The 13,037-nt window shown below is 60.1% G+C and carries 13 protein-coding genes and 4 pseudogenes; 10 read left to right on the top strand and 7 right to left on the bottom strand.

The window, feature by feature from the left end; translation table 11 throughout:
• Window positions 1–128: 128 nt before the first annotated feature.
• Entirely contained in the window at window positions 129–365 is a 237-nt protein-coding gene (locus tag CUJ90_RS33025) for a hypothetical protein (protein WP_152035367.1), read from the bottom strand.
• Between the two features lie 1,182 nt (window positions 366–1,547).
• On the opposite strand from CUJ90_RS33025, the gene CUJ90_RS33615 reads away from it, so the two are divergent.
• Genes CUJ90_RS33615 through CUJ90_RS33325 form a run of 4 tightly spaced genes read left to right on the top strand, consistent with a single transcriptional unit; the run spans window position 1,548 to window position 3,257 of the window.
• Window positions 1,548–1,751 carry a transaldolase family protein gene (locus tag CUJ90_RS33615; RefSeq protein WP_277998137.1) on the top strand — a complete coding sequence of 68 codons (204 nt, stop codon included), beginning with the start codon at window positions 1,548–1,550 and terminating at the stop codon, window positions 1,749–1,751.
• 19 nt (window positions 1,752–1,770) lie between these two features.
• On the top strand, window positions 1,771–2,655 hold the full coding sequence (locus CUJ90_RS20170) for a transaldolase family protein (protein WP_340638543.1): 885 nt from the start codon (window positions 1,771–1,773) through the stop codon (window positions 2,653–2,655).
• Window positions 2,652–3,032, top strand: coding sequence for a glycogen-debranching protein (locus CUJ90_RS20165; RefSeq protein WP_244220100.1), 381 nt, complete (start codon window positions 2,652–2,654; stop codon window positions 3,030–3,032). Before CUJ90_RS20170 ends, CUJ90_RS20165 begins: the two co-directional genes overlap by 4 nt.
• Window positions 3,033–3,059: 27 nt before the next feature.
• Window positions 3,060–3,257, top strand: a complete 198-nt coding sequence (locus CUJ90_RS33325; protein ID WP_244220139.1) for a hypothetical protein — start codon at window positions 3,060–3,062, stop codon at window positions 3,255–3,257.
• Window positions 3,258–3,341: 84 nt separating this feature from the next.
• Here CUJ90_RS33325 and CUJ90_RS33320 read toward each other — a convergent pair whose 3' ends face one another.
• The 3 genes and pseudogenes from CUJ90_RS33320 to CUJ90_RS33315 form a co-directional block, all read right to left on the bottom strand.
• Window positions 3,342–3,707: a Ku protein gene (locus tag CUJ90_RS33320; RefSeq protein ID WP_340638540.1), complete on the bottom strand. Its 366-nt coding sequence runs from the start codon at window positions 3,705–3,707 to the stop codon at window positions 3,342–3,344.
• Between the two features lie 180 nt (window positions 3,708–3,887).
• Window positions 3,888–4,988 carry an IS5 family transposase gene (locus tag CUJ90_RS20155; RefSeq protein ID WP_073432307.1) on the bottom strand — a complete coding sequence of 367 codons (1,101 nt, stop codon included), beginning with the start codon at window positions 4,986–4,988 and terminating at the stop codon, window positions 3,888–3,890.
• A 95-nt stretch (window positions 4,989–5,083) separates the two neighbouring features.
• Window positions 5,084–5,328, bottom strand: a pseudogene (locus tag CUJ90_RS33315) (Ku protein); the annotation flags it as partial.
• A gap of 213 nt (window positions 5,329–5,541) precedes the next feature.
• On the opposite strand from CUJ90_RS33315, the pseudogene CUJ90_RS33310 reads away from it, so the two are divergent.
• The 5 genes and pseudogenes from CUJ90_RS33310 to CUJ90_RS20125 all read left to right on the top strand — a co-directional run.
• Window positions 5,542–5,734: pseudogene (locus CUJ90_RS33310) on the top strand (hypothetical protein).
• A gap of 134 nt (window positions 5,735–5,868) precedes the next feature.
• Window positions 5,869–6,177, top strand: a complete 309-nt coding sequence (locus CUJ90_RS20140; RefSeq protein ID WP_114163783.1) for a DUF4148 domain-containing protein — start codon at window positions 5,869–5,871, stop codon at window positions 6,175–6,177.
• Between the two features lie 306 nt (window positions 6,178–6,483).
• The gene (locus CUJ90_RS20135) at window positions 6,484–7,281 is read left to right on the top strand and encodes an alpha/beta hydrolase (RefSeq protein WP_114163782.1); all 798 of its coding nucleotides are present in this window, start codon (window positions 6,484–6,486) and stop codon (window positions 7,279–7,281) included.
• 3 nt (window positions 7,282–7,284) lie between these two features.
• Window positions 7,285–7,625 (top strand): annotated as a pseudogene (locus tag CUJ90_RS20130) (hypothetical protein).
• A 244-nt stretch (window positions 7,626–7,869) separates the two neighbouring features.
• Window positions 7,870–8,070, top strand: a pseudogene (locus CUJ90_RS20125) (IS6 family transposase); the annotation flags it as partial.
• A 101-nt stretch (window positions 8,071–8,171) separates the two neighbouring features.
• On the opposite strand, the gene iolG reads toward CUJ90_RS20125, so the two are convergent.
• The 3 genes from iolG to CUJ90_RS20110 all read right to left on the bottom strand — a co-directional run bounded on the left by iolG (window position 8,172) and on the right by CUJ90_RS20110 (window position 11,135).
• Window positions 8,172–9,182: an inositol 2-dehydrogenase gene (gene iolG, locus CUJ90_RS20120; RefSeq protein WP_114163781.1), complete on the bottom strand. Its 1,011-nt coding sequence runs from the start codon at window positions 9,180–9,182 to the stop codon at window positions 8,172–8,174.
• Window positions 9,183–9,266: 84 nt separating this feature from the next.
• The gene (locus CUJ90_RS20115; protein ID WP_114163780.1) at window positions 9,267–10,040 is read right to left on the bottom strand and encodes a TIM barrel protein; all 774 of its coding nucleotides are present in this window, start codon (window positions 10,038–10,040) and stop codon (window positions 9,267–9,269) included.
• A 75-nt stretch (window positions 10,041–10,115) separates the two neighbouring features.
• Entirely contained in the window at window positions 10,116–11,135 is a 1,020-nt protein-coding gene (locus CUJ90_RS20110; protein WP_114163779.1) for a sugar ABC transporter substrate-binding protein, read from the bottom strand.
• 154 nt (window positions 11,136–11,289) lie between these two features.
• Here CUJ90_RS20110 and CUJ90_RS20105 point away from each other — a divergent pair, with 154 nt between their 5' ends.
• Window positions 11,290–12,942, top strand: coding sequence for an extracellular solute-binding protein (locus CUJ90_RS20105; protein WP_114163778.1), 1,653 nt, complete (start codon window positions 11,290–11,292; stop codon window positions 12,940–12,942).
• The last annotated feature ends 95 nt before the right edge of the window (window positions 12,943–13,037 follow it).

Here is a 13,037-nt window from a genome sequence, read left to right as displayed (position 1 = left end):
CCGCTTTCGCCGTGATGCTGTTGTGCTGCTTTGGCTTGATTATATATCACACCATGATATAAATGGTCATGCGCCAGAGGAGATGGGCGACCGTAAAATGCACGACGGGGTTTCGAGCAACCAGATCGTCAATTTCCACCCAGCACTCGGTCGGATGCTTGACGATAAAGTTCGTAACCATTTATTTGCTGGATCGCGGTGGTGCCACCGGTCGTGCCAGTAAAGGCCGATGTCACATCGGGTGGATTCGGAGGATCCGCTTGGTGACCAGGCAAAGTGCAGTGCAAGTATCCTGGTGGAATGATGGTGACGCCATGACGGATCGGACGACACGAAAGAAACATCAGTCCCGAGGGATTTGCCATCGGGGCATCCTTGATAGCACAGTATGGGGCAATGCCAGACTCGCGCCGAACGCGTAGTCCGGGTCCACTGCTGTCGGTCCCGTCTTCAGCGGGTGCCGGACCCCGTCCTCTGCATCGGATCAGCCGTCTGGCCGCTCAGCCTCACTGTCTGCGCTTCTGTTGCTGTCATGGACGCGAGGGACGGAATATTGCGTCGGCGCTGCCGCATGAGATTGTGTGCGACTCGGCGAAAAACGCGCTTCAGGAAACTCGCAGTTCGGGGAATTGACGCGATCGCGCACTTTGCGATCGGCGATCCGCTGGATCAGATTCCATTCTTTGCCAGAGAACCTGAACGTCGATCTGATCGATATGGGACATCATCGCGAGCCGGCTCGCGCGGTGGTGGGGCGGCAGGACGGACGGCCTGCCGCTCGAGAGGATCAGTCGCCGCGTCCTCGCGACCATGGACCCGGAAGTGGATTCACGCGCACCAGGAGGCGCAGCATCAGGGTGAACCTGCTTCGTCGGCACAAAGAAGTCACCGGTCGAACATCGTTGACGCATGCCTGCGTCAGATTTCCTGAAACAAACAGGCTGACTGACTCGGCCGGTCAACTGCCCAATGTCCGCCTGACCTGTTCGGCGCGTTGAGAGAGGTACGCGGGAAAGCGGGTCGGTCGCGGCCTCACAGGAACACCGCCCGTCGCGTGTCGCGAACGGACCCCCGCCTCAGGAGGAAGCGGAAAAAGCGTGTGCCGCGCCCGGCGGCCGCTTGCGGATGCGCGTTTACCGGCTCCAGGCTCATCACCGGTAAGCGAAGTCTTCGAAGTGGTGCGCGCCGAATTGGAACGCATACTAGCCGGCAGCGTGGCAACGATTATTGGCTCGAAGGGCCGTCATGATTTCCCATGACGACAGGATGTCCGCGCCGCACAAGGTCGGGCGCCGCGGGCTGTAGGACCCAGTCAGATGGCCACGCGGTGATCTATATTTATTAAGAAGCGCGGCCGATGGGTTGCGAAGCGCTATCGCCTGACGATGATCTTTCCGCGCCAGGGACATTACGCGAACGGACCGGCGAATCTCGCTGTGTATCTGCCGACCGGTATCACGATCGGGCGCATCGGCGGTGTGGGCCGATACTGACTGGCCAGGCTACGGGGCAGGGGCGCGGCAGACGACCGCGTAACAGGAGGCATCATGAAACCGACCCGACAACTACATGACCTCGGCCAAAGCCTTTGGCTGGATAACATCACGCGCGCACTGTTGACGGACGGTACGTTGCAGCGCTATATCAGGGAGTTTTCAGTAACTGGCTTGACGTCCAACCCTACGATCTTTGATAAAGCCATTACGGAAGCAGACTCCTACGATGCCCCCATCCGTCAGTTGACGGCTTAAGGGGAAATCCGGCGAAGAGCTGCTTTTCGAACTGGCGATCGATGACCTGACCCGGGCCGCCGACCTGTTCCGTCCCGTTCACAGCAGCACGGGTGGGGTTGATGGCTGGGTGTCGCTGGAGGTATCCCCTGCGCTCGCCCACGATACGGCCGGCACCATCGTCGCGGCTACGCATCTGCATGAAGTCGCGCGGCGCCCCAATCTGTTCATCAAGATTCCTGGCACGCCCGAGGGCGTTCCTGCGATCGAGGCGTCGATCTTCGCCGGCGTGCCGGTGAATGTCACGCTGCTGTTTTCCCGTGAGCAATATGTCGCGGCAGCGCAGGCATACATGCGCGGCATCGAGCGGCGAATCGCCGCGGGACTCGATCCGGGCGTCGGTTGCGTCGCGTCGATTTTCGTCAGCCGATGGGATGTTGCCGTGAAGGACAAGGTTCCCTCGCAGCTTCGCAACCGTCTCGGGATCGCCATCGCCAAACGCGCGTACCAGGCGTATCGCGAATTGCTGGCATCGCGCCGCTGGCAACTGCTTGCGGTTGCTGGCGCGCGGCCGCAGCGCCTGCTCTGGGCCAACACCGGCACCAAGGATCCGGAGGTCTCCGACACACTGTATATCGAGTCGCTGGCGGCGCCTGACACGATCAGCACCATGCCCGACAGGACCCTGCGTGCCTTCGCCGATCATGGCCAACTAAGCGCAGTGTTGCCGGCTGACGGCGGCGACGCCGAGGACGTGCTCGCCGAATTCGCAGGGGCCGGTATCGACGAACCGGCGCTCGCCGCCCAGCTCCAGCGCGAAGGCGCGGAATCGTTCGACAAGTCATGGAACGATGTCATCGGCCGCATCGCTGCGAAGAGCGCCATGCTCGAACAGGGGAGTCAAACGCGTGGAGGACGATCGTGATTGCGAACCGGGCAGCCAGTTCCGTCAACCAGTTTCCCGAGCTTTATGCGGGCCTGCATCGGGACGCTGCGAATTTTCCCGTTCAGTATCTTGGCGCAAATGTGCCGCAGGCGTGGGCTGCGGGAGCGGTCTTCTCGCTGCTGCAGGCAATCCTTGGCCTTCAGCCGGATGCGCCAGACGCGATGCTCTACGTCGACCCCGTATTGCCGACCTGGCTCAGCGATGTGACGCTGCGCGACCTGCGCGTCGGAAGGCAGACTTTCGATATCCGGTTCTGGTTGGCTGATGGAGCGACACAGTTCGACGTGTTAAGCGGGAACCCCGCGTCCGTCAGGCGCCGGGAGACCACCGTCTGGAGCGATCTGCTCAAGGCATGAGATCGAAGTCCGTTCATTGAGGATCGCATGGACCACCTGATGAAATCTGATCTACACGATCTTGACATTTTGACCTGCCATCCGCGCGCCGTCCGGCAGTTTACATATCGCTTGCATGCCGAAGTGCAGATGCTGTCCTGCGCCGGCAAAGCGGTGATGCCCGACGAGTTCCCATTGGCCAGGCGCTCCATTGCATGCTCGGCACGAAGCCCGGCTGGGACATGATGACGGAGGGCGCATCGTTACCATTCTCTTGTGCCGCAAGTGGCGCCGTGAATGCCGCGCTACACGTCAGTTGATTGATCAAAATCATCTTCTTTTCCTTGTCTTCGTATGCGTCGGGTCGTAGTTCTCGGCCTCGCCCTGCTCGATGATCTTCAGCGCGAGTTGCGATTCGTTCTCCGTTACGGGTACGTCCTCAATGTTCAGGTCTTTCAGTGAGCGAACGGCGTCGCCCCAGAGCAGTTGCTGGAAAACGAGGCCGTCGCCCGTTGCCCGGACCTGCACCATGTGGGTTTTGCCATTACAGTTCCAGCTTGCCAGTGCGCACCGCCTGCTTCCGAGGAGCACCTGCTTGAGCAGGCTGTACGGCTTTCCACCGCGCTTGTCCGGTGCGATGACATACGCTTTGTCGTAATGGACCGGGTCGATGGATCTGTCCGGCAGGAAGGCCATGATTTCAACGATGTGGCTCGGGCTTTCCTCTAGCAGGCCGTTGAAATATCCGTCGTTGATGCGCTCAGATGCATTACGACGGATGCTGGGTTTGCACTTTTGAAACGCGGAACACGATTGCGGGCATTCGGCGTTACTCGGGGGTTCACCATATCGGTGTTATCCATTGCTTCCAGCCCCTCAACCGGCAAGTGTGCGCATACGCGTCAGGTTGTAGCCGACCTGCGTCAGCACGAAGAGCTGGTCTACGCGTTCAAGTCCCCGATACATCGCTTGTCGAATTCGCCCGACTGTCTTGCCCCATCCGAACACCTGTTCAATGCGTTTACGTTTTTGCTGGCTGACCGCGTAGCCCGGCCAGCGCGTAGTTCGCTCGTCAATTGCTGAACCTCCTGGACGCCCATCGTTTTGCGCCACATGCGGCGTCACACGGTTCGCTCGACAACTGGCCACGAAACCGGCGGTGTCGTAGTTCTTGTCCGCGCCGACTGTGATGCCGAGCGGCGCAACACTTGCGGCATCGGCAAGCATCAGCTCGGCCGCGTCGCGCTCGGCGGTGCCCGTCGCCAGCGTCACCTGCGCGTTGACCACCAGGCCATGCCGGTTGTCTGTCAGCACGTGGCCCATATAACAGAGCATCGCTCCGGTTCCTTTGCTCTTGCGAAACAGGCGTGCCTGCTCGTCCGTCGTGGATTGGTGCGTCTCGTTACTGCGTTTCTGTCCGTGCCAGTTGTCATTCGGCGCTGGCGGTTCGTCAGGAGGCGTGTCGTCTTCGTCTGGACTTGCCTTCGGCACGAAGCTCTTATGCCCGGCCCATGCCTGAATCAACGTGCCGTCGACGCTAAAGTGCTCCCCAGAAAGATATCCGCGCTCGCGCGCGGTCTCGACTGTCTCGTTGAACAGCAACACCAGCACATCGTGTTCGAGCAACCGGTCGCGGTTCTTGCTGAACGTCGAGTGGTCCCACACGGTCCCGTCCATCGGCAGGCCGACGAACCAGCGGAACAGCATGTTGTAGGAAATCTGTTCCACCAGCATGCGCTCGCTACGAATCGAATACAGAACCTGCAGCAAAAGAGCTCGCACCAGCTTCTCCGGCGCGATGCTCGGCCGACCTCCTTTCGCGTCAGCCTCGTACATCCGCGCGAACACATCGTCCATGCGTTTAAGCGCGCCATTGAGCCAGATGCGAATCGGACGCAAGGGATGGTCCTTCGGCACAAAATCGTCCAGCTTCAACACCGTGAACATTGACTCGGTAAAACCATCTGGCCCACGCATCCGTTCCATCTCGCTCTCATTGATGACATCAGTTCAACGTTTACGCCTGCGTCCCGGATGACCGCTACATGAGGTATTTCACCGGCCTGCTAGTGCCTGAGCTCGTCCTTTGTAAACACGACAGACCGGTCTTTCTCGAACCCGTAACCTTTCTGCATCTCGGCTCGTTCGACGCGCTGCCTGGTAGCCTTCGAAACGTACTGCTGCTCGACACGCGAGCCGTCGCGACCAAGCAGATTAAAGCTGATGGCCTGGATGGTTCTGTCGGCGGGTAGAGGCGCACCGGGATGGAAACCAGCCCAAACGAGAGCGACAGCGATGCAATTGAACGGGCAGCCATTTGTGTCTTCCGATTGACCGGTGCAGATGAAATGGGTGCTCCGGCCGGCGTCTGCAGGTTCATGTCGGGACTCCAGGATTGCCACTGCAAATGTGCCGCACAGTGCGCATTGGAGGCAAGAGTTTCGGGCAGGTCGTGTACTCGCAGCGATTCGGTGAGCCGGGCGTGGGAATTGCTTCGTTGCTGGTGTTTTTTCCAAAAAAAAGAGACGCTATGACAGAGCAACACAAACCCGGTGAGATGGTCAAAACGTCCGGAATCTACAAGGTAGTGAAGGAGAGCGGTGGCGGCCCGGAATTCGAGTTGACGTGCGTTGAAGGTGAGCACTTCCCGCCCAACCCGTTCAGGCAAAGGCGTGCACTATGACCTGGTTCACGGCGCGACGCACGCTCACAAGCACAGCTAGCTTGGTAGCGGCGACAGGTAACTAGCCGCTCTCAAGGTGTCGGAGACTTGCCTCCAGGCACGACGCAGCCGGGGCAAGCCGCCAGCAGCGCAGGCATGTGATCGCCGTGGGCGGTTCCAGCGAGGATCAGTATTATGAGCAGACTGCACACAGCCCGGGCGGCACTTTCCGCTGCGACTCTTCTGCTTGCCGGCTGTGTCGCCAGCGGCATGCCGTATACCGGTCCCCACCTCACCCCGACAGAGTGTCGCGACCTCGCGGCGCTCAAGACAAATGCGCCTCCCACTATGGCGCAACACCACAGCGAACTGGCTGCGCTGAGAAAAGCCGGCTACGACCCGTCACCCTGGTACGACCCTTACTACCCGGATGATCTGCAAGCGGCACAGCACCTCGTCGACTACTGGTTTCAAACGGAGTGCCAGCGGCCCCAGCCCGGCTGAGACGCCGCGGGACGTAAGAAGAGCCTTGCAAACAGAATCGGCCGGGTCCGGTCCAATATTGAAACGACAAGGTCGCTCGCCGTCGATGCTTTCGGTAGTGTGATTCACTGAAGTATGCAGCACTAGACTGGTCCACGGTTCACTGTGCAAGCGCTAGGCGGCGTTGCCAACTGCCCGTTGCCTTGGAGCCGTCCCTCCCGGCGCCGTCAGCGCCTGGCTCGCGACGACGCGCATGGACATACGCGTGGCCACTGCACGCTAAACTGGGTGCGTTACTGAAACGATCGGTGGATCGGGCTCAATGCGATGAAATTCACCGGGTTGATGTTGCGTCTCACCGTCGCGTGCCTGATTGTGTTCGCAGGAGTCGCCATCTTGCAGGATCGTTTTATCTACTTCCCTGAAAGGGCTGCAACCGGGGACGTCGTTTCCAGCGTACTTCTCGCCTGGCCGACGCCTGAAGCGTTCCGGGGCCTCGTGGCCGAGCCCGTCGGATCCATGCGCGCCACCGTCATCGTCTTTCATGGCAATGCCGGGCATGCCGGACACCGTTCGTTCTACGCCGTAGCGCTCACGCGGCTCGGACTGCGCGTGATCCTCGCCGAATATCCAGGCTACGGGCCGCGCGACGGCACGCCGGGCGAAGAGAGTCTGGTCGCTGATGCCCAACAGACCATCGCGCTGGCGCATCGGCTCTATGGTGCGCCGCTGCTGCTCATCGGCGAATCGCTCGGCGCCGGCGTGGCGGCCGCGGCCGGCTCGCGTGAACGCGACAAGACCGCTGGCTTGCTGCTCATCACGCCATGGGATCGGCTTGAGCACGTCGCCGCTTATCACTATCCGTGGCTGCCCGTGAAATGGCTGCTGCGCGACCGATACGACAGCGTGACCCATATGGCGTCGTTCGGGCGCCCTGTTGTCGTCGTGGTTGCGGAGCGCGACAGCATCGTCCCCCCGCGCTTCGGCGAAGCGCTCTACAACTCGCTGGACGAACCGAGACAACTGATAGTGGTGAAGGCGGTTGAACATAACGACTGGATTGGCCGCGTCGACGAAACCTGGTGGCGGGAGGTGATCGGCTTCCTGCTCACGCCTTCGCATTGAAATATGAAATCACGCTCCGTCCCGTCCAGCAGGGAACGCTTCTATGTCCTCGATGCGAAGAACAGACCTGTCGAGGTGTTCGACCGCGGCGAGTGGTCGCGCTGGATGACAGCGAACGAACTGATCTTCCGCCGCACGCTGCTGGACGAATCCGTGTGACGGTCACCACCCGCTTCCGCGGTGTGCCCGAACCGAAAACCGGGGAGGGTCCGCTGTTCGTGACGCGCGTCGCCGGAATGGAAGCGCGAGACAACACGAGCTACGGGGCACGTACGCTCGATGAGGCGCTGGAGCAGCACGAGATCATCGTGCAGAAGATCCTCCGCATGCTCACTAGGCGGTGATCACCACAGCACAACGATTCTCCTCGACGATAACCACCCCGCCGCGCGGACGACATTGCCTGTCCGGGCGTCCGCCTGACGTTTGCCACGCCCAAAGTGACTATCTCTCCGAGTGACGGCCCGCAGCCTTTCGACCGTGAAATCGGATATGTCAATGGCGCGCCGCTTTCGTCCGCACGGCTGCAGCCCGACGTAACAATCAAGGCGCAGGACAGGCACTTGGTTGACGAACACGATTTCCCGGATGACAAAGACGCCACGCACGACACTGCCGCCGGGCATCGCCCGGGTGCTGAAACGGCTGCATTATTCCTTGGACGTGATCCTGCTGTGTGTGCGCTGGTACGTGGCGTATTCGCTGAGTCTGCGCGACCTCGAGGAAATGATGGCCGAACGTGGGTTCGAGGTCGACCATTCAAGCAAACATCGCTGGGCGATCAAGTTGTCAGATAGCTCGACGTCGTGAGGTTTGTGAACGCGTTCCGTTTCCTTCCGGATCTTTTTTGCAGCGAGACAGGCACTGTCCATCAAGCTTGCCAGACGGGTTCATCGTGCCGAAAGCATGTCCGGCGGGATCGTCGCGGTCTCCCCGGTCTGCGCAGAGCGCGCCGCGGCCTCGGCGCAGGCGAGTGACGCGATGCCATCGGCAAGGGTGACGGGCATAGCGGAGTCGTCTTTGACTGCCTGGACAAAGGCGGCCCATTCCGCTTCGTAAGCCCGCATGTACCGCTCCAGAAAGAAGTAAACCGGCTTCGCAGTTAGCGCGCCTTCGCTCGTGATTTTTTCGACGGTATTTTCGAGCACGTTCCCGGCAGACAACAGACCCTGCGAGCCCAGCAGCTCAATGCGCTGATCGTATCCGTATCCGGCGCGGCGAGAGTTTTTAATGACGGCAATGCGGCCATCGTTCCACGTCAGTGTAACCACGGCTGTATCCACATCGCCGGCCGCGCCGATTTCCGGATCCACGAGCGATGAGCCTGCCGCCATGACTTTCGTCGGCGCTCCACCCATCATCCAGCAGGCGATATCGAAATCGTGAATCATCATGTCGCGGAATAACCCACCTGATCCTTTGAAATAGGAAATGGGCGGCGGAGCCGGATCAAAAGAGGTGATGGACAGCAGTTCGGCCTTACCAATCTCACCAGCATGGAGCGCATTTTTGAGCGCCGCGAAATTCGGATCGAAACGTCGATTGAAGCCGATCATGACGCGCTTGCCTGTGTTCGCGACCTTGACCTCGCATTGGAGCGCGCGCTCAAGCGAGAGATCGACGGGTTTCTCACACAGGACCCACTTACCCGCGGCCGTGGCTCGCTCGATGAGGTCGGAATGGGTGTCCGTCGATGTCGCAATGAGCACGGCGTCAATCGCTGAATCGCGAAGGATAGCGTCGACAGAACGCGCTTCTGCGCCATATCGATTGGCAAGCGTGTGTGCCGCGTCGGCGACGACGTCGGATACCGCGACGAGCTTGCAGTCGCGATTCCCAAAGATGGATTTGGCATGCACCTGGCCGATACGGCCGGCGCCGAGGAGGGCAACGTTTAGCATTTGAGATCGTTCCGTTCAAGGAAGGTTAGCGATGGACCACCATGTTTCGGGAGATCCGGTTTCACGTCTATTGACTTCGCAATGTCAGATCGAGAAGGCGTCCCGGAACCGTTGCAATGCAAGTTCATCGTCACCACTGGCCCACGCCTCCATCGCGACCGTGCCCCGATATCCGGCCTGTGACAGCGCGCGAGCAATTGCGGGGTAATTGATTTCTCCCGTGCCCGGCTCACACCGTCCTGGAACATCGGCGACCTGGATTTCGCCAATAAAAGGCAGTGCACTTCGGACGAGCTCGATGAGATTACCCTCGCCAATCTGCGCGTGATAAAGATCGAGGTTAAGGCGAAGATGCGGACTGTCGACTGTCTTCACGAGAGCGAGCGCATCGGCGGCTCTGGCGAACGGTACGCCCGGATGATCGACGGCCGTATTAAGGTTCTCAAGGCAGAACACCACTTCTGCGCGGCGCCCGAGTTCAGCCATGCGAGTCAGCGTATGCACGGCGGCGAGCCACATCGGTCCCGTCACGGATGAAGCCGGCTTCACGGGCAACCCTTGACTATCTAATCCCGTACCATGCAGATTCAAACGAGGACAACGCAGGCGCCTCGCAGCCTCGATCGATTGCTCAGCCGTTTCGACTAGCCGCTGAGCCCCGCTTTCCGTGATCAGGTCGCCTTCGATATATCCCGTCATCGAAGAGAACGTTGCGCCTGTCTGCTGTAATTCGGCAAGATCATGTCGGGTCCAGTCCCAGATCTCCACATGGAACCCGAGTTCCGCAATCTTTCTCACACGCTGAGCGAAGGGGAGACCGCGAAAAACCATTTCCGCGCATACGGCCAGTTGAAACATGGTGATCCTCTCGATGATTGAAGCTGTGGACCGGGATCTATCCGTGAGACGCCGACCCGCACGGCATTGACGTGTTCAACGGAACTGTCCCGCGTACCTGTCGACGAGACCGACGTTGTCTAGCGTGACGAAGCCGGGTCCCGTATCAATACCGCCCGGCTGGAAGCGCGGAGTGAGTCCATACGTCCGGATACGTTGCTGGAATTTCGGATTGGCCCGCAGGGTGGCGATTGCCTTATGGACATCGCGCGTATGGTCCTGCTTCATCAGCGCGAGCAAGGCAATCGGGATGTAGCCCTGAAGGTAAGGTTGCTGGTCGATCGCGAATTTCACCGCGCCCGCCTTGATCCCTTTATCGACTTCCGACGTCATGTCGAACGTGGCGAACCAGATCTTGCCGGTGAGACCAAGCTTCTGAATGGCGCGCATCGCGGGCACCGCCGATGTCGGACCGAGCGCCAACACCGCCTGCGTATCTGGCCGCTTGTGCAGCGCAGCAAATACCTTGTTTTCGACTTCAATGGGATCGTTCCCGGAGTCGAGCGTCGACGTTTGGAAATCGGCGCCGATTGCTTCTGCGAAACCACGGCAGCGCTCGAATGAATCGGGATTGGTCGCGTTGTTATTGACACACAGGAAGCGCTCGATACCGGCGGCTTTCGCGCGTTCCCCGGCCTCCTTTCCCGCGAGATACTCCGGCTGGCCCACGTGCAGCAGTCCGCCTAGTTCCTCGTTCTGTTTCGCGGTGCCGGAGTTGAATGTGACGACGGGTATGCCTTTCGCCACGATCGTCTTCACCGGGCCACGCACGACATCGAAGTCGGCGATTGTGATGGCGACGCCGTCGTAGTTGCGTGCGGCCGCCTGGTCGAGCAGATGAACCATGTCGGCGAGGTCGCCGTTCGGCGGGTTGCGATAGTCGACCGAAACGTCGAAATCCTTTCCGGCGTCGGCAATGCCATTCTTGACCACGTTCCAGAACGGGTCTGAATCGGGCGCGTGGGACACGACGACAAACCTCGCGCCCGCCGCGACTGCGCTAGCACTGAATGCCACCGCCGCGAACGCGGCGATCAGCTTTGCTGTTCGTTTCATGCTCGTCTCCTGTTTGATTCGTCCATCGCTGGTTTCGGTCTGTGATGAATCGTAGGGCAGGAGCAGCACGCGAACGCCGCAATAAAATCGCCAAAATGGTTATTTCTATGTTTATCATGAGCTTACGGCCATTTTCTACAGCAGAGGACGTCTTATGCATGCCCATGACCGGCTCGCAGCCATCGCTGTGCTCGACCGGGCTGGAGAGATATTGAACATCGAACTCGGCGATGAGGCGCAGGCCATCTGGCCCGTTCTGTCCGCGCTCTTGCAGAGCCATCTGCACGATCAGCCCATGAGCATCACCGTACTTGCCGATCAGTCCGGACTGCCGCGGACCAGCGCGCGTCGGATCATATATGCGTTGAAAGCGAAAGGCTGGCTCGAGTTTCGCGCGACATCGGGCTCGGGTAGCCGGGCGACCATCGTCCCGTCTGCATGGTTGCTCGATCGCGTGGACAGAATCACCGAGCAGACGGTGCAGATGATCGTTGGCGCGACGGCCGATGGCACGCTTGACCGGTTTGACGCCGTCAACCTCAGTCGTGCAGGCGACGCCGGCGTTGCATGGCCGCATCCTGCGAGTGCCGGGTTCAACGATATCGTGGAGTTGACGCTCGTCGCATACGAAGACCCCGTGTTCGACATCCTCAAACGCAACCGGCCGGATATCGAACGCTTCGTCGGCCATCACGTGCGGATACTGACGTTTCCGCAGATCGACTACCGCGCAAGGCTGGATCAGGTGCTCACGGGCAAATCCGCGCGGAATGAGACGTCGCCCTTGCTCATCGCGATTCCGTTTCCCTGGCTCGCAGAATTGTCGAGGGACGGACATCTGCTTGAACTCGGGAACCTGCAGGCCGAAAGCAATTTTTCGGGAGCGGATTTCTACGAGGCTAGTTGGGCGGCAAGCTGGTTCGACAGAAAGCTATACGCCATTCCACTACAGCCCACTGTGGATTTCCTGTGGTACAGGCAGGATTTGCTGGAGATGGAAGGACTCGACCCGCCTCGCTGTTTCGACGATGTGCTTCGTGTTGCAGAGCGCATGCATCGGCCGCGCCTCGGGCGTGCAGGCATTACGTGGAATGCCGCGCCGGGTTTGCCGATCGCGGAAACGTTCCTGCAAATTCTCGGCGCGCAAGGCGCAGCAGAATTCGATGATGGCGTCCTGCAGGTCGATACGGAGATGGGCCGGCACGTCATTGAATACCTCCGCGCGTTGGTTCCATTTTCTCCTTCTCGTGTGAGCAGTCTGGACTGGGCGCGCAATGCACGGCTGTTCGGTGCAGGGAAGGCGGCTATGTGCTACCACTGGTCGAACCGCTACGGCGTGCTCGATAGCCACGCGTTGCTGCAACAGGGTGGGCGCGTGGGACTGCAGCTTCATCCGACTTACGCACTTGACATGATGCCCCTGTCGCCGCTTGGCGGCGCATTGCTCGCGATTCCGGCGAGCAATCCGGAACTAGCTGCGAGGTGGGCATGGCGTGCTATCGAGACGCTGACCTCGTCCGAGCTCACGAAATATTTCGTGCTACACGGTGCTGCGGGAAGTGCCCGCCAAAGCGTTGCGGAAGACCGTTACGTCAAGCAACGCAACCGTGTCATTGCAGTCATCGATCGACTCGCGAGTGACCGGCAGATCCAGACGATCCCGTCGCCGGCTCTCGCGAACTATCGTGATATGACGCAAACCTTGAGCGACCATCTAGAAGCTCTTTTATTCGACGGCGCTCAGGACATACGCAAAGGACTTGGGGCGCTTCAGCGCGCGCTGGCGAACGGACGCAGGTCGGAGTGATAGGGTGCAGAAGCGTCGTAGCGAAGCCTGCAAGGCTGGTCGGGACCCATACGCGAAGAACATGAGTCAGCTGACCCGCCTGCCGCGTGCACAAC

This window comes from Paraburkholderia terricola, from assembly GCF_003330825.1.
Classification (GTDB): Bacteria; Pseudomonadota; Gammaproteobacteria; order Burkholderiales; family Burkholderiaceae; genus Paraburkholderia; species Paraburkholderia terricola.
This window is presented reverse-complemented; position numbering and strand designations above follow the sequence as displayed.

What these genes read in the sequence shown, in the direction of transcription:
- CUJ90_RS33025 (WP_152035367.1), bottom strand. Translation starts at nt 365, where the DNA reads ATGGCAAATCCCTCGGGACTGATGTTTCTTTCGTGTCGTCCGATCCGT.
- CUJ90_RS33615 (WP_277998137.1), top strand. Translation starts at nt 1,548, where the DNA reads ATGAAACCGACCCGACAACTACATGACCTCGGCCAAAGCCTTTGGCTG.
- CUJ90_RS33325 (WP_244220139.1), top strand. Translation starts at nt 3,060, where the DNA reads ATGGACCACCTGATGAAATCTGATCTACACGATCTTGACATTTTGACC.
- CUJ90_RS33320 (WP_340638540.1), bottom strand. Translation starts at nt 3,707, where the DNA reads ATGGCCTTCCTGCCGGACAGATCCATCGACCCGGTCCATTACGACAAA.
- CUJ90_RS20155 (WP_073432307.1), bottom strand. Translation starts at nt 4,988, where the DNA reads ATGCGTGGGCCAGATGGTTTTACCGAGTCAATGTTCACGGTGTTGAAG.
- CUJ90_RS20140 (WP_114163783.1), top strand. Translation starts at nt 5,869, where the DNA reads ATGAGCAGACTGCACACAGCCCGGGCGGCACTTTCCGCTGCGACTCTT.
- CUJ90_RS20135 (WP_114163782.1), top strand. Translation starts at nt 6,484, where the DNA reads ATGAAATTCACCGGGTTGATGTTGCGTCTCACCGTCGCGTGCCTGATT.
- iolG (WP_114163781.1), bottom strand. Translation starts at nt 9,182, where the DNA reads ATGCTAAACGTTGCCCTCCTCGGCGCCGGCCGTATCGGCCAGGTGCAT.
- CUJ90_RS20115 (WP_114163780.1), bottom strand. Translation starts at nt 10,040, where the DNA reads ATGTTTCAACTGGCCGTATGCGCGGAAATGGTTTTTCGCGGTCTCCCC.
- CUJ90_RS20110 (WP_114163779.1), bottom strand. Translation starts at nt 11,135, where the DNA reads ATGAAACGAACAGCAAAGCTGATCGCCGCGTTCGCGGCGGTGGCATTC.
- CUJ90_RS20105 (WP_114163778.1), top strand. Translation starts at nt 11,290, where the DNA reads ATGCATGCCCATGACCGGCTCGCAGCCATCGCTGTGCTCGACCGGGCT.